Origin of the sequence: Pseudoalteromonas sp. XI10 (genome assembly GCF_001469895.1) — a bacterium.
In the GTDB taxonomy this organism is placed as follows: domain Bacteria; phylum Pseudomonadota; class Gammaproteobacteria; order Enterobacterales; family Alteromonadaceae; genus Pseudoalteromonas.
Genome location: NZ_LOPY01000051.1, coordinates 309,424 through 331,964, shown reverse-complemented (window position 1 = coordinate 331,964; position 22,541 = coordinate 309,424). Strand labels below are relative to the sequence as shown.

Below are 22,541 nucleotides of genomic sequence, written 5' to 3'. Positions count from 1 at the left end.
GGAGCAGATTGATGACTAAGCATGTAGTGGTTACGGGGGCCAATAAAGGTATTGGTCTTAATTTTTGTAAACAGTATTCAGCCCAAGGTTACCGTGTTACTGCAGTGGTTCGCACGCCAAGTGAGGAGCTTCAAGCACTCGATGTGAAAATTATTAGCGATATTGATGTGGCTGATGCCGATGATGTTGCAACACTTGCCAATTACTTACACGGCGACAAGATTGATATTTTGGTTAACAACGCCGGTATTTTTCATAACGAAACATTAGCTGATATGGACTTTGCTGCTATAGAAAAGCAAATTAGTGTGAACAGTATCGCACCTATTCGCATTACTCATGCATTACAGCAAAGCTTAGGCATTGATGCCAAAGTGGCGATGATCACATCGCGCATGGGCTCAATTGCTGATAATGGCTCGGGCGGTTACATTGGCTATCGTATGTCAAAAGCGGCACTTAATGCCGCCAGTGTTAGTTTAGCCCATGAGTTAAAAGATAAAAAAATTGCCGTAGGGTTATTCCACCCGGGCTTTGTACAAACGCAAATGGTTAATTTTGCCGGCGATATTAGCCCTGAAACTGCAGCAGAGCGGCTCATCAAGCGGATTGACGAATTAAATCTTAGCAACACAGGTGGGTTTTGGCATTCAAACGGCGAAACGCTACCTTGGTAATGCATTTTTCACTGTTTTTATAATTCGGTTAGTTAGCGGCTAAAAAGCTGCTAACGGCTGATAAGTTTCGCTAATTATTGAACTTATAGTTTGCTATACTCGTACAATTAAAAGTCATTTTGATGTAGAGAGCAGCACATGGAATTAGAGCAAAATAGCGATTTAACCCTTCCTCTTTTTTATTTCGATGAAAACCTTCACAGCCGCGATATCGAATCTCCAGATTTACTATTACATGTAACGCTAAGCGAAGAGTTACTCGCGCAGCTTTGCCAAAATCCAGCTGTAGATAGCAGTGTCGCAATTGCCATTAATGAATATCGTCTTGAAGCGTTAAATGATGACTATCAAGCATTGATTGATGGTGAGCATTATGCGCAGCTGACACTCGTTCGTGGGCCATTATTGAGCGCTATGCTTAGTTGCGACAACGACCAAACCTTTGTATCGCCGCAAGTCGATATGATGCCAACCTTTGATTTAGGCGATGACGTTGAAGATATCGAGGAGGAAGGATGAGAAAACTCCTCACTACCGTATTTGGTCTTATTCTATTAAGTGGCTGTGCATATTTAGGTGCCGCTCATTACGATGAACTGTTTGGTGAAGAGCAACCAAGAGAGCGCGTTGTTGCTGCATCAACACTTGAAGGCGCGGAGTTTTTAAGTGATGTAAAGCCGGTACTCGACACTCGTTGTGTAGTTTGTCACGGCTGTTATGACGCACCATGTCAGCTTAAGTTATCTTCTGTGGAAGGTATTGACCGCGGCTTAAGTAAAGAGCGAGTTTATGACGGCACTCGCTTATTAGCCCAAGAGCCAAGCCGCTTACTGTTTGATGCGACTTCTACCGCCCAGTGGCGTGAAAAAGGCTTTACGCCAGTACTTAACGAGCGAGCACAAACCGAAGAAGCGAACCTAGCTGGTAGCGTGCTTTATAATGCCTTAGTACTTAAGCAAAGTAGCCCTCTTCCTAAGCAAGCTATTTTAGGCGATGAGTTTGATTTTTCACTCGATCGTGAACAAACATGTACCACAATGAATGAGTTTGACTCATTCGCTAAAGATAACCCACACAGTGGTATGCCTTATGGTTTGCCGGGGATCTCAAGCGAAGAGTTTCAACACCTTGCTAAATGGCTTAAGAAGGGCGGTTACCTTGCTCATATTGAGCCTCCTGAAGAAGGCGTACTAAAACAAGTTGAACGTTGGGAAGCGTTCTTAAATCAAGATGGTTTAAAGCATCAACTGGCTGCTCGCTATATTTATGAGCACTGGTATTTAGCGCATATTTACTTCCCTGAACATGGCGATAAACACAGCTACTTTAAGCTAGTTCGCTCTTCAACGCCGCCGGGTGAAGAGATCAAACACATTAGCACTCGTCGCCCTTATGAAGACCCTAAAGTTGAGCGTGTTTACTACCGTTTAATGCATGACCGCTCGACTATCTTAGCGAAAACACATTTACCTTTAGCATTAAATGACGAAAAGCTTGCACGCATCCATTCGCAATTTATTGAAGCTGATTATCAAGTAAATAAACTACCAAGCTATAAACCAGAAGTGGCTTCAAACCCATTTAAAGCCTTTGCTGCAATCCCAGTAAACTCACGTTATCAATTTATGCTTGATGAAGCTGAGCTTATTATTATGGGCTTTATTAAAGGGCCTGTTTGTCGAGGTCAAATCGCGTTAAACGTGATTAACGACCAGTTCTGGGTGGGGTTTGCTAAACCTGAAATGGCGGCGACACCTAAAGTGGGTGAATTGTTGTTACAACATGAAGATGCCTTAGCATTACCAGCAGAAGAAGAAAGCAACGCCTTGCCCATTTCTAGTTGGGTGAAGTATTCAAAACGCCAAAACAAATATTTGTCAGCCAAAGTTGCACTGGCTAATAAGATGTTTGAGAACGGTCAGCACCTAACAACCGATTTACTTTGGCAGGGTGATGGCCATAACCAAAATGCAGCACTTACAGTGTTCCGCCACTTTGATAGCGCAACAGTTGTAAAAGGCTGGATAGGCCAGCAACCAAAAACCGCCTGGATACTCGATTACGCACTATTTGAACGTATTCACTACTTGCTGGTGGCGGGGTTTGATGTGTATGGCAATATTGGTCATCAGTTATTAACTCGTTTGTATATGGACTTTTTACGTTTAGAGGGTGAAGCAAACTACCTTGCATTATTACCAGAAGCTAAGCGTAAAGAAATTAAAGCTCAGTGGTATCGTAAATCACCACCTAGCTTAACGAGTTTCTTTGAAGATGAATTGTCATTTAGCCAACCTACGGGCATTGAATACAAAACAATGGACCCGCAGTCAGAGTTGTTCAATATGCTAAAAGAGAAGCTTAAGCCAATTTTAAGCCCTCGTTATGACTATACGAAAGTACCTGAGCCACTTGCTAAAATTAACAACCTTCCGGTTAAAGCAGTGAACTTGCTGCCACAAATTTCGTTTGTGTTAGTCAAAGATGGCGATGATAAGCACAAGGCCTATACCCTGATCCATCATAATGCTCATTACAATATTTCGAGCTTATTGAATGAAGAAGGGCAACGAGCTTATGACGAAGATACAGTAACAATTGTGCCTGGATTCATAGGTGATTACCCAGAAGCCATTTGGTATTTACACAATGACCAGCAAATTGCAGCTTTTGCCACTGGGCTTGCTAAAGCAACAGATGAAGCAGCTTACAGAGATCTGAAAAGTGAGTTCGCTATTCGCCGAACACATCCACAGTTTTGGCAATACAGCGATATTTTACACCGTGTAGCGAAAGAGTATCGCGGCGTTGAATTTGGGTTATTTGACTATAACCGACTCGAAAATCGATAAATTTCTGTTAACTATCATGTTTAAAGCCCACTTCAAGTGGGCTTTCTTGTATTCTATGAACTACAATTATTTTAAAAAATAATGAGTAAAGCATGTTGCAGCTAGTCACAGATATCCGAAAACGATATCGCTGGGGGTTATTGGCGATTGCCATATTGATCTCTGTATCAGCCATCTTGATACAGAGCCTTTTGTATATCCAAAAGGGTGATGCCAAGGTTATCAATATTGCCGGTAAGCAACGCATGCTGTCACAAAAAATAGCCTTGTACGGCAATGCACTCATTTACCATGAATCCGATCATTTCCAACAGCAACACCGAAGGCTATTGCAACAAGCGGTTGAGCAATTTATTGCAGGGCATCAATTTTTAATTCAGCAGGATGAGCAAGGTCACTATATTCATTTAAATGAGGCGCTTGAGGCCCATTACTTCTCGCCGCCTACCGCATTAGATGAGCACGTGAAGCGCTATGTGAGTAAAGCGCAGCAGCTATTAAACAATACCGATAATTTTGCCTATGTGGACCGCTCAACATTTGTTAGCAATCAGCTTGAAGCACTACTCACAAAGCTAGACCAAGCGGTTAAATTACTTGAACAAAAATCAGTTCAAAAAGTCACATTTTTGGCGGTTTTAGAGCTATTGTTTTGGTTCATCGCCATGACGTTATTAGCCATTGAGTTATTTTTCATTTTTAAACCCATGGAGAAACTGGTCACTAAAAATATTGCTAAGTACAAAGAACAAAAAGAGTTTGCTGAGCGTGTTAATAAAAATAAAGAGCGCTTTATTGCCCGTACCAGTCATGAATTTAGAACACCATTGCAAGGTTTAACCGCATCCATCGAAGCGCTCGATATCAGCGACAGTCAGCAGCTGACTAAACAGCAGGCGCTTTATTGCGTTAACAGGCTGGTGGCTATGCTAGACGAATTAATGGACTTACAGCAGCTAACCTCGGGAGAATGGCAGTTAAGTTTTACTAGCAGCAATTTGTTATCAACATTAAAGCAAGCTATCTCACCCTATGAATATGCCTGTAACGATAAAGGTATTACCTTGAGCGTGAACTTAGCTGAGTCACTCAATAAAGAGGTGAGCACTGACCATGCAAGGTTGACTCAAATCGTTGCTGAAATCATTAACAATGCCGTTAAATTTACTCCAAGCCAAGGCCGTATTGCCGTAACAGCTGCATGCCAAGGTGAGCAGCACTTTGTAATGGAAATACAAGATAACGGTAAAGGCTTTGAAAAGCCGCCGACAGATTTACTTAGTTACGAAAATGACTCAGAGCAACATTTTCAAGGCTTAAAAACGGGGCTGCTTAGGGTTATGCACATTGTTAAAGCATTAAAAGGAGAAATTCAATTTCTCAATGCTGAGCCACATGGTGTGAAAGTGGTAATTAATTTAGAGCTAGAAAACACGGTTAACTCAGCAATGCCAGCGCTATTGCCACAGTCTTTACACTGCTTAATTGTTGAAGATAACCCGCTTAACGCCACTATTTTAGGACGCATGGTTAGCCATTTAAATTACAGCTTTGACGTGGCGGAAAATGGCTTAATTGCCACAGATAAAGCCTCAGATAAGCACTACGATTTAATTTTTATGGATTTAAATATGCCAGTTATGGATGGCTTTAAAGCGATTGATATTATTCGTAACGAGCAGGGGCAACAGGTGCCAATTTTGGTGGTGACCGCCAATACATCGAATGATGATTTACAACGAGTGTACGAGCTTGGGGCAAACTTGCACGTATATAAACCGATCTCGTTAGATTCAGTGCAAAAAGCTCTCAGCATTTTATTTACTGAGAGCTCACAGGGATAACCAAAGCGTTAAATTAGTTCGTTACTTTAATGTCGCCAACACCCACTTCGACTTCGATATCGTATTGGCCATTGCCACGATAGCTTGAATGCGAGCTAACCACTTTACGGCTAGTGTTACCGTCATTTATTAAGCCGCGAATTTTAGTGTCGCCCACACCTGTATCAAGCTCGATACGTTTGTAGTCATCAAGCGCGCTATCAATTCTTACCGCGCCCACACCAAGCTCAATCTCAACTGAATTACTTGCGTCGTTAATTTCAATATCGCCAACACCAAGTTCAACATCAATTGCCATCGATTTAGGCATTTTTACATGCCAGTTCTGTTGAATGTCGTCGTTATCTAATTTTAAGCTAAGTGAGCTGGCACTTTGCGAGTGGCTTAATTCAATATCTGATAAATCGACATCAGAGCTGAACCAGCTATTGTCATTTTTTGGTTCAATGCGAACCGTAACGACGACTTCGCTACCGTCATAGCTTTCGACTTCTAAGCTGCCCACCGGAAAATCAATATCAAGCTGGCTTGCGCCACTCACAGCAAAGTTGTGATTTAGTTCACGTGAATCTTTTGCCATTGCGTATGTTGTTGTTAGTGCTAAGCCAATTGCTGCTACACAAAGTAATTTTTTCATTGTCTGTTTCCTGTTGATGACCTTTTATACCTTAGTCGCAGCTGTGTTCAAAAAAGGTTTAAACGATTTTTAATTTTTTATCGAATACGGTAACGTCAAGTTAACGGTAACTTAGAATGAGGATTCAAAGTGCAACAAGTGCAGTTGGTTAATGTTAAAGCTAGCCTAAAGGGGCAGGGCAATGACGTTTATTATTTAGATGATCTCAATATCAATGTATCGCCATTGCAGCAATGGGTATTACTTGGTGCGAATGGGGCGGGTAAATCGGCGGTGGCAGCTGCCATTGCCGGTTTTGCGAAAATAGAAAAAGGCCAGTATGAGAATAGCTTTGAGTGTATTGCATTGGTTTCGCCAGACAGCCAAAAGCAGCTCCTTGCGGCTGAGCTAACAAAAGATCAAGATGATATTATTGATGGCGTTACGCCTTCGAGTACGGTTTATGAGTTAATTATTGCAGGTCGAGACGAGCAACAGCTTGATAGTGATTTGCTACAGCAGTTAATAAGCCTATTTGATTTTAGTGACAAACTTAGCAAGGCATTTCGCGATTTATCGACCGGTGAAACCCGCAAACTGATGCTGATCCAAGCCATAATAGGCCGACCAGATTTACTTGTGCTTGATGAGCCTTTTGATGGTTTAGATGTTACGGCAATGGCAGGGCTTAATCAGCTATTCGCAGAGCTTAGTAAAACAACAACCCTTATTTTTGTGCTCAATCGCTTAACTGAGATCCCTGACTTTGTTGATCATTACGCCTACGTTAAAGAGGGTCATGTCACAGAGCAATTAGCAAAGCCTACACCTGAGCAGCGCGATGATTTACTTAAGCTATTGCATCTCACTCATACTCAGTTACAAATACCTGAGACAGATATTGACCATCAAGCGCCTCCGCTCACAGATTCAATGCTGGTAAGACTCAATAACGCAGCAGTGAGTTATGGCGGTGAGACTGTATTTGAAAAACTCAACTGGCAAATTAACCAAGGCGAACATTGGCAGCTAACAGGTAAAAATGGCTCAGGTAAAACCTGTTTGCTGAACCTTATCACAGGTGATAACCCGCAGTGTTACAGCAACGATATCAAGGTGTTTGGCTACCAGCGTGGAAGCGGTGAGAGTATTTGGCAAATTAAACAGCACATTGGTTATATTTCTAACGCGCTGCATATGGATTATCGAGTGAGTATCACCGCGCTCAATACGGTTGTTTCGGGCTTTTATGACAGCATTGGTCTTTACCAAAAAGCCACCGATAAGCAACTTGCCATTGCCAAAAAGTGGTTAGCGTTATTAGGTTTAAGTGACAAACAAAGCAGTTCATTTAGCCAGCTGTCTTTTGGTGATCAGCGTTTATTGTTGATTGCTCGTGCTATGGTTAAACACCCTAACTTATTGATCCTTGATGAGCCTTGCTTAGGCCTCGATGAAGCGAATAGGCAACGCGTGTTATTACTAATAGAAAAAATCTGCGCTGCAGGCACCAGCACCGTGGTGTATGTTAATCACCACGCGAGTGACAAAATAGCCGGTATCAACAATTATTTAGAGATGGCAGATTTCACAAAAAAAGCGCCATAAGGCGCTTTTTTAATGATTTAAATCATTTAGATACGGGTAATGGTAAAACCTTTATCTGTTAATTGCTTCAATAAGCCGTGTTGCTCTGGTAAGTGCAAAGCGCCCACTGCAATGAACAGCTTTTCTTTACCTATGCGAGTCGATAGTTGATTAACCCAATCGTTGTTACGGTCTATCAACATCACTTGCTCGCTTAGTTGACCATATTGAGAGTCATCAAAGCTTTCATTGTAAAACTGCGTAAGTGTTTTCATATCACCCGATTTCCAAGCCTTGATAAGACCAAAAAAGTAGGTATCTACGTCTGCAAGTTGCTCGAATGTTTCTTCGATCATCTTGTCATTCATAATTGCTAAGTGCTCAAACATTTCCATTTGGCGTTCAAGAGTTTCGAGCTCACCAATAGATATTTTATGTTCTTGAGCGTAAGCAAGTACTTGCTTGTCAATGCCGTATTGATCTGAAAAACCAACACTTTGGAACTCCATCTGCATCATGGTGACCATCACCGCCCACGGTGCTAAGTTTTTAAACATCGCAATATCAATTGATTTATCAGCGAAGTACTTTTGCAGTTTTGCATAGTTTTCTGGTGATAATTCTGATTGTAAGGTTTTGCCATTTTTTAGCATCATAAATGGTAATGAGCGACGCTGCATTTCCATTGGTGAAATGGCGCTGATATCGACCTCAACAATGACTTTATCTGAGTTATCGAGTGCTTTTGTTACCTTACTTGGTAAGCCTTTCATGCTGTTGTCACCCACATGCACGGTACCGAATAAATAAGAAGTAACGCCGTTTTTTTCTACTTTCCATAACCCCGGCTCTGCAAGTGCATATTGGCTAAAACCAAGTAGTAGCACCATAAAAAACAGGGCATTAATACGCTGGACGAATTTCATAACTTTCCTTTTCATAACGTGGTTATTTTCAATACTAAACTAATTTTTCTTTGAGGCGTTAAATTAAATCGGCTTTATGCAGAAAAATCACATCAAATTGCTAAAAATTAATCAATCATAGAATGGCAAATAACGAGGTATGAAATTTCAATTTTTAGTAAATAGTGAAATATAAATCTTTATATGTGAAATTGTTGAATATTTATTTCTTTAATTTTGCTTTTCAGCCTTTTTTTTGAATTGATTTTTATGTTGACTTACAAGCCCCAGCGCGGTACTAATAGAAAAAGACAGCGGGATGGCTAGATTTCCGCTACAAATGAACAGAATTTGGTTACAGATAAATGCTTACAAACAAACTTTCTCTAATTCTAATTAACGTCGTGGTGATTATTATTACCGCGGGGGCTAGTTAGTGCTTAGAGAAAAGTGAAGCATTTAAAAAGCCCCCCGCACTTAACAGTCCGGGGGGCTTTTTCGTTTTAAGGTTTGAGTCGCAGCAAATACACAATGTCACTGAGGAATGAGGATTTACGATGACAGGCGCAGAGTTAACAATCGATTTATTAGCCAAACATGGCGTTAAGGATGTTTTTGGATACCCAGGTGGTGCCATCATGCCTATTTACGACGCCTTGTACGGTGCGCCAGTCAAACATTATTTGACGCGTCATGAACAAGGGGCTGGTTTTGCAGCTGTAGGGTTTGCCCGCAGCACAGGCAAGTTAGGTGTGTGCTTTGCAACTTCAGGCCCTGGTGCGACTAACTTAATAACAGCCCTTGCTGATGCGATGATGGATTCAGTGCCGTTACTTGCAATCACAGGGCAAGTACCTACCGCAGCGATAGGCTCCGACGCCTTTCAGGAAGTGGATGTGTTAGGTATGTCGTTATCATGTACTAAACATAGTTACATGGTTGAAAGAGCTGAAGATTTAGCCGAAATACTACAAGAAGCCATCCACCTAGCGCAAAGCGGCCGCCCTGGTCCAGTATTAGTTGATATCCCAAAAGACATCCAAATGGCGCAAGTACCATTTCACCCTTGGTTAGCCGCCGAAGATCATTTACCAAAATTAGACGCAAACCAAGTTGCGATAGCTAACCAAATCTTAAGTGAAGCGCAGCGCCCTGTGGCGTATATCGGTGGTGGTGTACAGGCTGCTGATGCACAAAACGAGCTTATGCAGTTTTTAGAAAAAACACATATGCCTGCGGTATCAACTCTAAAAGCGCTAGGCAGCGTATTACCTGATTATGAATATGATCTTGGCATGTTAGGTATGCATGGCGGTAAAGCGGCTAACTTAGCAGTGCAAGAATGTGATGTTTTGGTTTGTATCGGTGCTCGCTTTGACGACCGTGTTACTGGCAATTTAAGCAAGTTTGCCGCAAAAGCAAAAGTGATACACCTTGATATCGACGCGGCAGAGGTTGGTAAGCGTAAGCCTGCAAAAGCATCATTAGTCGCAGATTTAAAAACGTCATTACCGCAACTTGATTGCTTTGTAACTCCTGATGAGTGGTTAACGCACATCGAAAGCATGATGAAAGAGCATGCATGGCGTTATGACTATCCGGGCGAAAAAGTATTTGCCCCCTATTTATTAAACCAGCTAAGTCAAAAAATGCCATCAACTGGCGTCGTGTGCTGTGATGTTGGTCAGCACCAAATGTGGGTGGCACAGCACATGAAGTTTAGCCACCCAAGTAATCATTTAAGTAGTGGTGGTGCGGGTACCATGGGCTTTGGTTTACCGGCCGCTATCGGCGCCCAAGTTGCTCGCCCAAATGATTTTGTGATCACGGTGTCGGGCGATGGCTCAATCATGATGAACATTCAAGAACTGGCAACAATTCGCCGTAACAATCTGCCAGTTAAAATTCTAATCCTAGATAACCAGCGCTTAGGTATGGTACGTCAATGGCAGCAGCTATTTTTTGAAGGTCGTTATTCTGAAACAAACCTTTCAGATAATCCTGATTTTGTGCAGTTAGCAGCGGTGTTTGGCATTCCAGGTCAAACCATCACTAAAGCAGATGAAGTCGATGCTGCGGTTGATGCGTTAGTAAATAGTGAAGGTCCATACATTCTGCATGCCTGCATAGATGATAAAGAAAATGTATGGCCGCTTGTACCACCCGGTGCAGCTAATGATGAAATGATGACGGAGACAGTAAAATGAAACACACCCTAACGATTGCATTAAAGAATCAAAGTGTCGCTGTAGAGCGCTTTTTACGCGTTGCGCGTCATCGCGGCTTTGACCTAACAACCATGAATTTAGAAATGGCTGATGAAGCGTTTCACGTCACTATGACGGTAGACAGCGATAAGCCAATTTATCTACTAACATCACAATTGAATAAATTGGTTGATGTTAAACACGTCAATGTTGAAAACCAATTTCAACAACAAGCAATCTAGTAAAAATCAACAGGTAACTAAAGCAATCAGATTGATGCTTTAGTGAGAAATAAATTAGGAATGAGGAAGTCAGTGGCATGCCACTGCAACAACTGAGGTAATTATGGCTAAATTAAGAAGTGCAACAACAACAGAAGGTCGCAAACGTGCAGGGGCGCGTGCTTTATGGCGAGCAACAGGGATGACAGATAAAGACTTCGGTAAGCCAATTATCGCTGTTGTTAACTCATATACTCAGTTTGTACCGGGTCATGTTCACCTTAACCAACTTAGTGAGCTAATGGCTGAAACCATCACTGAAGCCGGTGGTGTACCAAAAGAATTTAATACTATTGCAATCGATGATGGTATCGCAATGGGTCACGGCGGCATGCTGTATTCACTACCATCGCGTGACTTAATTGCTGACTCTGTGGAATACATGGTTAATGCACACTGTGCCGATGCCATGATCTGTATTTCTAACTGCGACAAAATCACCCCAGGGATGATGCTAGCAGCACTGCGTTTAAATATTCCGGTTATTTTCGTATCAGGTGGTCCAATGGAAGCAGGTAAAACACGCCTTGCTGATATCGACATTAAACTTGATTTAGTGGATGCCATGGTAAAAGGCGCTGATACCACAGTAAGCGATGAAGACTCTGAAAAAGTAGAGCGCTCTGCGTGTCCTACTTGTGGTTCATGTTCGGGCATGTTTACTGCTAACTCGATGAACTGCTTATTAGAAGCGATTGGTTTAGCACTGCCGGGTAACGGTACCACACTTGCTACGCACAAAGACCGTAAGCAGCTTTACGTTGAAGCAGGTGCGCGCATTGTTGATTTATGTCGTGAGTATTATCAAAAAGATAATGCAGCAGTGTTACCTCGCGCTATTGCAAATCGTACTGCTTTTATGAATGCGATGGTGGTTGATATCGCGATGGGTGGCTCATCAAACACGGTTTTACACTTATTAGCTGCAGCGCAAGAAGCGGGTGTTGATTTTGATATGTCGCACATCGATGAGCTTTCTCGTAAAACACCTTTCCTTTGTAAAGTGGCACCTGCAACCAATAAATATCATATTGAAGATGTGCACCGTGCTGGTGGCATGATGGCAATTGTTCGTGAGCTTGGTAAAGCAGGCCTTGTCGATTTATCTGTTGATCACGTTGCAGGTCATACTATGGCTGAAATGGTGGCTAAATGGGATGCCACCGATCCTAATAATGAAGTAGCGCAAAAATTCTATAAAGCAGGTCCTGCCGGTATCCGCACTACAAAAGCAATGAGCCAAGAGTGCCGCTGGCCAGAACTTGATAACGACCGTGAAAACGGCTGTATCCGCAGTGTTGAAAATGCCTTTCGTCAAGATGGTGGTTTAGCTGTACTATCAGGTAACTTAGCTCTTGATGGCTGTATTGTTAAAAGTGCTGGTGTAGTTGAAGAAATGCTGCATTTTGAAGGCCCTGCGGTTGTTTATGAATCACAAGATGATTCGGTAGAGGGTATTCTTAACGGCGAAGTGAAAGCCGGTGATGTTGTGGTAATTCGCTACGAAGGACCAAAAGGTGGCCCAGGCATGCAAGAAATGCTATATCCAACGAGTTACTTAAAATCAGTGGGCTTAGGTGAAAAATGTGCGCTTATCACCGATGGTCGTTTCTCGGGTGGTACATCGGGTTTATCAATTGGTCACGTTTCACCAGAAGCAGCAAGTGGTGGTGCAATCGCTTATGTCGAAAATGGCGATAAAATAGTAATTGATATCGCAACCCGTGAAATCACTTTAGCGCTGTCTGATGAAGAGCTTGAAGCACGTAAACAAAAGCAACTTGCACGCGGTAAAGATGCTTATAAACCACTTGATCGTGACCGCTATGTTTCATCTGCACTTAAAGCCTATGCGTTACTTGCAACCAGTGCAGACAAAGGAGCTGTTCGCGATTTAGCAAAACTTGAGGAGCTAAGTTAATTATGGTTTCTCAAGAGCTCGATTACTTTCGCGCTATTATCCAAGCGAACATGGAGCCCCTTGCAAAAGTCACTGAGGTCAGCGAAATGGCTGATCTTAGTGCACGGCTAGGCAACCATGTATGGCTAAAGCGTGAAGACCAACAACCGGTTTACTCATTTAAGCTTCGTGGTGCTTTTCATAAACTAAGCAAGTTGCCAAAAGGTTCTGATGTAATCACAGCCTCAGCGGGTAACCATGCGCAAGGCGTTGCACTCAGTGCCTCATTTTTAGGCCATAAAGCAACGATTGTGATGCCAGTCACAACACCAGAAATTAAAGTGAATGCAGTACGTTCACTCGGTGGTGAAGTGGTATTACACGGCCATCATTTTGATGCGGCAAAAGCCCATGCCTTAGAGCTAACAGAGCAGCGTAATGGGGTGTTTGTACCACCGTTTGATGATCCTGATGTGATTGTTGGCCAAGGTACCGTTGCCCGTGAATTAATGCAGCAATTGAACGACCTTGATGCTGTCTTTATTCCTGTTGGCGGTGGTGGCTTGCTAGCAGGCATGGCAGTGTACATTAAGTCGTTACGCCCAGATATCAAAGTCATTGGTGTTGAAGCTGATGAGAGTGCTTGCCTAAAAGCAGCGCTTGAAGCAGGCAAGCCTGTTGAGCTTGAGCGTGTTGGTAGCTTTGCAGATGGTGTAGCCGTAAAAGTTATCGGCACAGAAACATTTCGTTTAGCGCAAAAGTTTTGTGATGAAGTGGTCACTGTAACGGGCGACGAAATCTGCGCCGCAATGCAAGATATCTTTGTTTCGACTCGTGCGATAGCAGAACCTTCTGGGGCGCTATCAACAGCGGGCCTTAAAAAGTGGTGCCAACAAAATGGTGTTAAAGGCTTAAACGTAGCTGCGATTTTATCGGGTGCAAACTTAAACTTTGACCGCTTACGCTATGTTGCTGAGCGAACGGCTCTCGGTGAAAAGAATGAAGCACTTCTTGCTGTGACTATTAAAGAAGAGAAGGGTAGCTTTAAGCAGTTTTGTAACTCATTAGGTGGCAGAGCTATCACCGAGTTTAATTACCGTTATGCAGGCCCCGGCGAAGCACAAATTTTTGTTGGTATTGCCTTAAGACAAGGGCAGCAAGAGCTTGATGAATTAAAAGCCGCACTGACAGAAAATGACTACACGTTTTGCGATCTATCAGATAACGAGCTGGCTAAATTGCATGTTCGTTATATGGTGGGTGGTAAAGCGCCAGCTCAACTTCATGAGCGTTTACTGCGCTTTGAGTTTCCTGAATACCCAGGTGCACTGGCACGATTCTTAGATACCCTTGGTAGTAATTGGAATATCACTTTATTCCATTATCGCAACCATGGTGGGGCAATTGGTAATGTGCTGGCGGCCTTTGCTATTGAACCGAGTGATTATGAGGTATTCAATGAGCATTTGAACCGTTTGGGATACAACGTTCAAGATGAAACAAACAACCCATGTTTCACCCAGTTCTTAACCAGCCAAGGTCAAGGACTTAGCGAAGTTAAAGCGGCAAATCAGTAGCTTAATATAATCAAGGCTGCTAATTAGCAGCCTTGTTTTTTTCTCTATTTTTCCTATAGTTAATGCACGGTTTCAAGCAAGGATGATGCGTGCAAGGTATAAAAAGCCTATTAGGGTTAATCTGTTTAATACTAACTATGAGCGCGCAGTGCGCTGATAAAGTTAGCTTACAGTTAAAATGGACTCACCAGTTTCAATTTGCAGGCTATTATATGGCTGCTGAAAAAGGCTTTTATAAGGAAGCTGGCCTTGATGTCTCTATTATTCCTGCTGATCCAAACCACCCAGATACCTTCCCTAAAGTACTAAGCGGTACAGCCGACTTCGCCATTACTCACTCAGGCATATTACAAAAGCGTCAGCAAGGCGCTCCGGTTGTTGCCCTAGGAGCCATACTGCAGTTTTCACCTTACTGCTGGATGGTAAAAAATAACTCAGATATTTTTCAGCCTAGAGACTTTGCTGGTAAAAAGCTAAGTAAAATCGGCTCAATTGAAAATGCTGAATTATTGGTGATGTTACAGCGCGCAGGATTGAGCCTAGAAAGCTTGATGGCAGCTAGCCATGAAGGCGGTATTAAAGAGTGGCTTGCTGGTGATTTAGATGCGGTGCAAGTTTATGTCACCAATGAGCCTTATACGATGACATTACAAGGAGTAGGTCACCGACTTATTTGCCCGCAAAAGTTTGGTTTGAATGTGTATGGCGATATTTTATATACCTCTGAGCGGTTTTTAGCGAAAAAGCCTGAGGTTGTAGAGCGCTTTTATCGTGCCAGCTTAAAAGGGTGGCGGTATGCCTTATTACACTTAGAAGAAAGCATCGACGTAACCAAGCAGCACTATGCCCCCCATAAAAGCGTACAAGAGCTGGCCTATGAAGCCCATGTTTTAGCGAGCTACATTCAACCACCGGGGATTAATTTAGGCAATATGTCGATGGCAAAGTGGCGTTTGATTGCAGATTTATATGGCTTAGATCAGGATGAGTTTGATCAGGCTTTTGATGGCTTTATGTATGATCAACAGCAAACAGAAGGGGTTGAGCTATCTTGGATGCTGATCCTAGCCATCATTTTAAGCATTGCATGTGTGCCATTGTACATTCGTTTGATCAGTAGTAACCGACGTTAAATAAGATAAATCTGTTATACTGCTTTTTATTTCTTGTCGCTAAGTAGTTATGACACTTGCCGAGCACTTTGCTGCCTTAGATGCACTGCTATTTTCAACCCGCCAATACTGGCAATGTACCGCATTTGATTTTGATGATCTTCCTTGGCCTGAATTAGCCAACTTATTATGGGCGCTTGATGACCAACAAGTGAGTGAACTTGATGCCGATCAGCAGGCTTTATATCGTTATTTTACTGATGAAATCGAACACATCGAAAAGCTGGCTGAATTGTGTGATTTACCAGCGATAAGTGCTGCCCGTAATGAATTTCCGTTTTGGATAAGTAATGGCATTAAAGGCCGTAAGTTTGAGCAACTACAAGACTTTGTCGCGGCGATCAGTCAGCAGTCATTAAACCAGCCTGTTTTAGAATGGTGCGCTGGTAAAGGGCATTTAGGTCGCATGTTGGCATTCAATGGTGCGCCAAGTGTACATAGTATTGAGCTACAACAACACTTGTGCGACCAAGGTCAACACAGTGCTAAGCAACAGCAATTGGCGATGCAGTTTTCACAAGCTGATGTATTAACCGATGACACTGATGGCTTTTTTGAAAGCCAGCAGCATGCAGTTGCTTTGCATGCTTGCGGTCGTTTGCATCAAACATTTATGCACCAAGCAAGCAAAGCGAAAACCCAACAAATCAGTTTTTCACCGTGCTGTTATCATTTATTCACAGATAACGCCTATCAAGCAATGAGCGAGCCTGCCATGCAAAGCCAACTTGCGCTTACTCATCGCGATTTAAAATTGGCGCTGCAAGAAACGGTAACAGCACCGAGCCGAGTTGATAAGGTAAGAAAAACAGAGGTTGAATGGCGTCTTGGATTTGATGCGTTACGTAAATCACTGACCGGTGAAATGCACTATGTGAGTGTGCCATCAGTGAACAAAGCGGTCTTCTCTGATTCGTTTAGCTCATTTTGTTTGTGGGCAGCTGAGAAAAAATCATTACATTTACCAGAAGGTATTGATTACAATAAATTTTTAGAGATAGGTAAAAAGCGCAAAAGGGTTACTGAGCGAGTTGAACTCGTCCGACATGTGTTCAGAAGGGCAATTGAAGTTTGGCTCGTGCTCGATCGTGCTTTATATTTGCAACAACAAGGGTATCAAGTAACGGTTAGTACGTTTTGCGAAAAGCAGCTGACACCAAGGAATATCTTGATCCAAGCTAATTATTAAATACCGTAAAGAGGCGCAATGAGAAAGTTAAAAAATTTATTCGAGAATAATAAACGTTGGGCAGCGCGTACGAGTGAAAATGATCCTGAGTTTTTCAAAATTCTATCAATGCAGCAAAATCCAGAGTACCTGTGGATCGGTTGTTCTGACTCGCGTGTACCTGCAAACGAAATCGTAGACTTGTTACCGGGTGAGCTATTTGTTCACCGTAACGTAGCAAATGTCGTTGTGCATACCGACCATAACTGCCTTTCTGTAATGCAATACGCTGTTGAAGTATTGAAAGTGAAGCACATCATGGTTGTTGGTCACTATGGCTGTGGTGGTGTTCAAGCAGTATTAAACGAAGCGCGTTTTGGCTTAATTGATAACTGGCTACGCCACGTAGGTGATGTAAAAGAAAAACACATCGAACAACTCAATGCATTACCTGAGCAAGAGCGTTTAAATAGCTTAATTGAACTAAACGTTATCGAACAAGTACGTAACGTTTGCCGTACTAACATTGTGCAAGATGCTTGGGCGAAAGGCCAAGAGTTAACAATTCATGGTTGGGTGTATGGCTTAGCAAATGGTCATCTTAATGATCTAGAGTCGGTAGTGACCTGTGCTGAAGAAGCTAGTGATACCTACGGTATTGCCGTTAAGCGCGTATTTGAACGTGTGGCAGAAAAAAGCTAATACCTAAACTAGCTAGGTAGAAAAAAGGAGAGCTAATTCGCTCTCCTTTTTTATTGTTCGTCTTGTTTGCTAGCAAGTTGCTGCTCGAGTAATGCAACTTTCTCTTCAAGCTCAGTGAGTTTTTCACGAGTACGAATAAGTACTTGGCTTTGAATATCAAACTCATCACGGCTTACAAAGTCCATCTCAGCAAGTTTGTTTTGAATAGCTTGCTTTGTTTTGCCTTCAACTGTTTCGGCAAGGTTTTTCACGCCTTGCGGCATGTTATCAGTAATTTGCTTAGCGATTTCTTCAAGTTTTGCTGGGTTGATCATCTTCGTCCCTTGAGTCACGTAAAAAAACAATCTTACCTTATTGGCTAGGCGTAGTGTAGTGATTACGGTAAAATTGCCCGTCCTGTCTTTGGATAATTTCTTTAGGGGCTTATGAAACTCAACCCAAAACAAGATGAAGCGGTAAAGTATATAAGTGGACCGTGCCTGGTATTAGCCGGTGCGGGATCTGGTAAAACGCGTGTTATTACTAATAAAATCGCTTACTTGGTGCAAAAGTGTGAGTATCAAGCGCGCAATATTGCGGCGGTAACCTTTACCAATAAAGCCGCAAAAGAAATGCGCGAGCGTGTAACGCAAACACTGGGTAAACAAGAGTCGAAAGGCTTATGGGTTTCAACGTTTCACACCCTTGGCCTTGAGATCATCAAAAAAGAATTAACGACGCTAGGTTTTAAACCTGGTTTTTCGTTGTTTGATGATCAAGATACCAACCAGTTACTAGCTGAGTTGACTGAAGAAGAGCTTAAAAAAGACAAAGATCTACTCAATCTACTGAAGATGCAAATAGGTAGCTGGAAGAACGAGTTGATTCTACCAGAGCGTGCCGTTCGCGAAGCCCGTGAGCCACAAAAAGCCTTGTTTGCTCAGCTATATGCGCGTTATCAAAATCAATTACGTGCTTACAACGCCCTAGATTTTGATGATCTGATCATGATCCCTACTTTGTTGCTGGGCCAAAATGCCACTGCGCGTGAGCGTTGGCAACAGCGTTTTCGTTACTTGCTGGTGGATGAGTATCAAGATACTAATACCAGTCAGTATCAGCTGGTTAAATTATTGGTGGGTGAGCGAGCTCGTTTTACCGTGGTAGGCGATGACGACCAATCAATTTACTCATGGCGCGGTGCTAAGCCTCAAAACCTTGTGCTATTGAGTAAAGATTTTCCGGGCTTACGTTTAATTAAGCTCGAACAAAACTACCGAAGCGCAGGGCGAATTCTAAAAGCGGCGAATATTTTGATTGCCAATAACCCTCACGAGTTTGATAAAAAGCTATTCAGTGAGCTTGGTTATGGTGAGCCTATCAAAGTAATTGGTTGTCGTGATGAAGAGCATGAATCAGAGCGAGTAGTGGCAGAGATAATTTCTCATAAATTCATGAAACGCACCAGCTATAAAGATTACGCGATTTTATATCGTGGTAATCACCAAGCGCGAGTGTTTGAAAAAGCACTTATGAGCAACCGCATTCCTTATAAAATCAGCGGCGGCATGTCATTTTTCTCGCGTTCAGAGATCAAAGATATCATGGCGTATTTACGCCTATTGGTGAACCAAGATGATGACAATGCTTTTTTACGTATTGTAAATACGCCACGCCGTGAGATTGGTACGGTCACACTTGAAAAACTAGGCACCCTTGCTAATGAAAAGCACATCAGTTTATTTGCAGCCTGTTTTGAACCTGAACTTGCACACCGCTTAAAAGGCCGTGGTTTTAATGCCTTAGCTGGTTTTGCCCGTTGGGTGGTTGAGCTTTCTGATAATGCGGTACGCGGCGATACCCTTGAGGCTGTGAAAGAGTTAGTTAGGCAAATTAACTACGAAGCATACCTTTATGAGTCATCACCGAGTGCAAAAGCCGCTGAAATGCGCATGAAAAACGTATCAGAGCTTTACCGTTGGATCACCGACATGCTAACGGGGGATGCAGACAATCCACCGCTGAACCTTGCTGAAGTGGTTAGTAAACTGACTTTGCGCGATATGCTTGAACGTAACGAAGAAGAAGATGAATCTGACGCGGTACAATTACTGACACTGCATGCTTCAAAAGGTTTGGAGTACCCGTATGTGTTCATGGTTGGTATGGAAGAAGGGTTATTACCGCACCAAGTAAGTATTGATGAAGATAACGTTGAAGAAGAGCGTCGTCTTGCTTATGTAGGTATCACACGTGCTCAGCAAGAGCTGGTAATGACTTATGCTAAGTTACGTCGTCAATTTGGTGAAACTTCAGATACTGAGCTCAGTCGCTTTGTACAGGAGTTACCACAAGATGATTTAGCCTTCGAAGCGAAAAAACCACCGTCTTCACAGGCTGAGCGCATGGAAAAAGGCCAAGCTCGTGTAGCTAATCTAAGAGCGATGCTTAAGAAGTAATAAATTGTGCGCTCGGTGCTTCGTGTTCGAAGGGCGCCAGCGCATGTTGCTTACCAATAAACAATGACAATCCGTGCTTATCGAGTAACGTGCGGTAGTTAAAAATTGACGGCCCTTTCGCGATTACTTGGATATTTTGCAGCTTAGTAATCGCCAGCACACCTTGCAGTTGTAGGTGATAGTTTTCTTGCTGTAGTACACGCTTACTGAACGTTGAACTTAATAACAAGTAATCGAATTGGAACTCTGTTAGTAAGTTTAACTCACAGCGATCTTTAGCAAATTCATTTAAACCAATCGAAAATCCTTGTGCAACCAAGTTTTTTAGATTTTCAATTTGTACTGCCGATGCATAACGAATTTCTTGTTCGTTGAATAATAAACACATTCTATTCGCATCGTGGGCTTTTAATAGCTTACACAGTGCTTGAAAATTAATACGTTCAAGGACTAAACCAGAGCAAGGGAACAATACTTTTTCTAGATTACTGTCACTTACTAAGCTGAAGGCTTGTTTTAATAAATTAAGTTCAACCTCAAAGTGCTGTACTCTATCGGTCGCAAACTTCTTAAGCACTTCAAAGCTGGTGCTACCAAGTACTGGGTGTTCACCAAATGCTTCGAGTAAAGACTCTGCGCGAGATTGTTCATCCAAGGTAATGATTTCGGCACTTCTAAAGTGCATAGGCAAATCATCTAAGTGATGCATATTGTCAGCATCATGCTGTACATTGCTGGCATTAAGCAGCGGATGGAAGCATTCAAAGCGATTACGGCCTGCATTTTTCGCGTAATACATGGCTGCATCTGCATCACGTATAATTTCATCGGTGTGTTTGTAGCTGGGTTTTGAGCAAGTAATACCAATACTGGCACCACTTTGAATGCACTGACCCTTCATACAGAAAGGTTTTCTCATAATTTCGATGATACGTTTGGCAACATCTTGGGCTTGCTGTTGCTCTGTTAAGTGAGTGAGCAATATCACAAACTCATCGCCACCTAAACGTGCAAGCAAATCATGCTCACGAATACAATGCGAGAAAGATTCAGCAACACCAATTAAAAATTGATCGCCCGCTTGATGACCGAGATGATCGTTGATGTCTTTAAATTTATCAAGGTCAATAAATAGCACTGCAAACTGCTGCTCTGGGTAGCGCTGGTAGTGCTGCAATGTTTTTTCAAGCTGAGTTAAGAATAAACTGCGATTCGGTAAACTGGTTAGTGAGTCATGGTGTGCATCGTGGTACAGCTGTTGTTCTATTTTTTTACGCTCTTCAATTTGCATTTGCAGGTGCATATTGGCTTGGCGAAGTTCTTTGGTTTTTTCAGTGACTCGGTGCTCAAGCTTTTGGTGACTAAGCTTTAACTCTTGGTTGGCTAGGTGAGTTTGAATAACGTTAGCAATTTGATGCGATACAAAGGTGATTAGCTCACAATCATCCTGACTAAATTCATGCTTATTATTGTAAGCTTGGCAAACAATGAGACCAATAACGCCCTGTGATGTTTTAAGCGGCGCACCTAACCAACTAGTCGCAGTGCGCTCTGGTGGTACATTAACCGGTCTTTCTACTACGCCTAGCTTGATAAGCTCTTTTGCTCTTTCACTATCTATGACTTGGCACTGTTCAGTGCTGAGCACTAGTTCACTGTAGCCTTTAGCAAATGGCCTTGGTTTACCATTATCGTTAAATTCATCGACGCAGTAAGGAAAACTCAACCAATGTGACTGTTGGTCATACAATGCGATGTATAAGTTATCTGCATAGGTAATATTTTTTATAATGTTATGAACATGCTGATATACATCGTCGAGGTTTTTACTTTGCGTTGCCAGCTCAGATATTTTAAACAAGATCTGTTGGCGTTCTAGCGCATTTTTACGTTGTTGAATTTCGTCGTTGAGCGCTTGGTTGCTTTGTGTCAGTGCTCGGGTGCGAATTTTTACTTCAGATTCGAGCAGCTCACGTTTTTTAACTCGTTCAATCGCTGTCGCTAAATATAATGACATCGCTTCGAGCAACTCAATTTGCTGCTCAGAGTAGCCTTGTTTATTGTCATAGCTTTGCGCGACCATGACGCCAATAATGACTTTATCGCGATAGACGGGTACTCCAACCCAATGCTCAGCTGGCGTACCAAAGCACTTAAGTAAGCCTTGTTCAACCGCTTGCTCTGTTTGTTGTTTGGTAAAGTAACAGGTTTTACCTTGTTTAAATACGTAACCCGTGAGGCCTTCTTTAAAGTACTGCTCATATTTTAACGGTACTGAAAGACCATCTTTTTCATCGGCGAAATAAGATAGCTCAAGGTTATCGTAAACCGGGTTATGCAACACAACGAAGAAGTTTTTACTTGGGATATAGTCTTGCAGAATGTTGTGGATAGCAGGGTAGAGCAGGGTTAATTCGGCAACAGTACTTGCTTGCTCTGATAATTGTAAAAGAGCATGTTGCAAGTGATGTGATTGCTTATACTTTTGTAAAAGCGATTTTAAGCGAGCATTTTTACGGCCTAGCTTATCAATGTGTGTTGCTGAATCTTCCAATGATTTAGAACCAGATCTTATTGTTGTTTAAATTTCGTCCTTTATAGTTCCACTTTTTTAT

At 42.4% G+C, this 22,541-nt stretch carries 17 protein-coding genes; 13 read left to right on the top strand and 4 right to left on the bottom strand.

All coding sequences use genetic code 11. From position 1 onward, the window contains the following. Positions 1-11 precede the first annotated feature (11 nt). The 4 genes from AUR67_RS15800 (at position 12) to AUR67_RS15785 (ending at position 5,373) form a co-directional block, all read left to right on the top strand. Positions 12-677, top strand: coding sequence for an SDR family oxidoreductase (locus AUR67_RS15800; RefSeq protein ID WP_054561175.1), 666 nt, complete (start codon positions 12-14; stop codon positions 675-677). Between the two features lie 138 nt (positions 678-815). Beyond that, a complete protein-coding gene (locus AUR67_RS15795; RefSeq protein ID WP_058585974.1) occupies positions 816-1,196 on the top strand; it encodes a hypothetical protein in 381 nt (126 codons plus the stop codon). After that, positions 1,193-3,529 (top strand): fatty acid cis/trans isomerase, encoded by a 2,337-nt coding sequence (locus AUR67_RS15790; protein WP_058585973.1) that lies wholly within the window; start codon positions 1,193-1,195, stop codon positions 3,527-3,529. The genes AUR67_RS15795 and AUR67_RS15790 overlap by 4 nt, the downstream gene beginning before the upstream one ends. A gap of 92 nt (positions 3,530-3,621) precedes the next feature. After that, positions 3,622-5,373, top strand: a complete 1,752-nt coding sequence (locus tag AUR67_RS15785) for a response regulator (RefSeq protein ID WP_058585972.1) — start codon at positions 3,622-3,624, stop codon at positions 5,371-5,373. Between the two features lie 13 nt (positions 5,374-5,386). Here the strand turns inward: AUR67_RS15785 and AUR67_RS15780 are convergent, their stop codons facing one another. Further along, positions 5,387-6,010 (bottom strand): hypothetical protein, encoded by a 624-nt coding sequence (locus AUR67_RS15780; RefSeq protein WP_058585971.1) that lies wholly within the window; start codon positions 6,008-6,010, stop codon positions 5,387-5,389. 129 nt (positions 6,011-6,139) lie between these two features. Between AUR67_RS15780 and modF the strand changes: the two genes are divergently transcribed. Continuing rightward, positions 6,140-7,597: a molybdate ABC transporter ATP-binding protein ModF gene (gene modF / locus AUR67_RS15775; RefSeq protein ID WP_058585970.1), complete on the top strand. Its 1,458-nt coding sequence runs from the start codon at positions 6,140-6,142 to the stop codon at positions 7,595-7,597. Between the two features lie 26 nt (positions 7,598-7,623). Here modF and AUR67_RS15770 read toward each other — a convergent pair whose 3' ends face one another. Continuing rightward, positions 7,624-8,502 carry a TraB/GumN family protein gene (locus AUR67_RS15770; RefSeq protein ID WP_058585969.1) on the bottom strand — a complete coding sequence of 293 codons (879 nt, stop codon included), beginning with the start codon at positions 8,500-8,502 and terminating at the stop codon, positions 7,624-7,626. A 536-nt stretch (positions 8,503-9,038) separates the two neighbouring features. On the opposite strand from AUR67_RS15770, the gene ilvG reads away from it, so the two are divergent. From ilvG to can, 7 genes are all read left to right on the top strand, one after another. After that, the gene (ilvG, locus tag AUR67_RS15765) at positions 9,039-10,688 is read left to right on the top strand and encodes an acetolactate synthase 2 catalytic subunit (RefSeq protein WP_058585968.1); all 1,650 of its coding nucleotides are present in this window, start codon (positions 9,039-9,041) and stop codon (positions 10,686-10,688) included. After that, complete coding sequence (ilvM, locus tag AUR67_RS15760; RefSeq protein ID WP_054554110.1) at positions 10,685-10,930, top strand: acetolactate synthase 2 small subunit; 246 nt, start codon at positions 10,685-10,687, stop codon at positions 10,928-10,930. The genes ilvG and ilvM overlap by 4 nt, the downstream gene beginning before the upstream one ends. A 103-nt stretch (positions 10,931-11,033) precedes the next feature. Next, entirely contained in the window at positions 11,034-12,890 is a 1,857-nt protein-coding gene (ilvD, locus tag AUR67_RS15755) for a dihydroxy-acid dehydratase (RefSeq protein ID WP_058585967.1), read from the top strand. A gap of 2 nt (positions 12,891-12,892) precedes the next feature. Then, the gene (gene ilvA, locus AUR67_RS15750) at positions 12,893-14,446 is read left to right on the top strand and encodes a threonine ammonia-lyase, biosynthetic (RefSeq protein WP_058585966.1); all 1,554 of its coding nucleotides are present in this window, start codon (positions 12,893-12,895) and stop codon (positions 14,444-14,446) included. Between the two features lie 137 nt (positions 14,447-14,583). After that, complete coding sequence (locus tag AUR67_RS15745) at positions 14,584-15,579, top strand: ABC transporter substrate-binding protein (protein ID WP_058585989.1); 996 nt, start codon at positions 14,584-14,586, stop codon at positions 15,577-15,579. Positions 15,580-15,628: 49 nt separating this feature from the next. After that, a complete protein-coding gene (locus AUR67_RS15740; protein ID WP_058585965.1) occupies positions 15,629-16,807 on the top strand; it encodes a methyltransferase in 1,179 nt (392 codons plus the stop codon). A gap of 18 nt (positions 16,808-16,825) precedes the next feature. Next, complete coding sequence (can, locus tag AUR67_RS15735; RefSeq protein WP_054561164.1) at positions 16,826-17,488, top strand: carbonate dehydratase; 663 nt, start codon at positions 16,826-16,828, stop codon at positions 17,486-17,488. Positions 17,489-17,538: 50 nt separating this feature from the next. On the opposite strand, the gene ubiK is transcribed toward can, so the two are convergent. Continuing rightward, the gene (ubiK, locus tag AUR67_RS15730) at positions 17,539-17,802 is read right to left on the bottom strand and encodes a ubiquinone biosynthesis accessory factor UbiK (RefSeq protein WP_054561163.1); all 264 of its coding nucleotides are present in this window, start codon (positions 17,800-17,802) and stop codon (positions 17,539-17,541) included. Positions 17,803-17,913: 111 nt separating this feature from the next. Here ubiK and rep point away from each other — a divergent pair, with 111 nt between their 5' ends. After that, the gene (gene rep / locus AUR67_RS15725; RefSeq protein WP_054561162.1) at positions 17,914-19,926 is read left to right on the top strand and encodes a DNA helicase Rep; all 2,013 of its coding nucleotides are present in this window, start codon (positions 17,914-17,916) and stop codon (positions 19,924-19,926) included. On the opposite strand, the gene AUR67_RS15720 is transcribed toward rep, so the two are convergent. Further along, positions 19,916-22,480 carry a diguanylate cyclase domain-containing protein gene (locus tag AUR67_RS15720; protein WP_058585964.1) on the bottom strand — a complete coding sequence of 855 codons (2,565 nt, stop codon included), beginning with the start codon at positions 22,478-22,480 and terminating at the stop codon, positions 19,916-19,918. The genes rep and AUR67_RS15720 overlap by 11 nt on opposite strands. Positions 22,481-22,541: the final 61 nt, after the last annotated feature.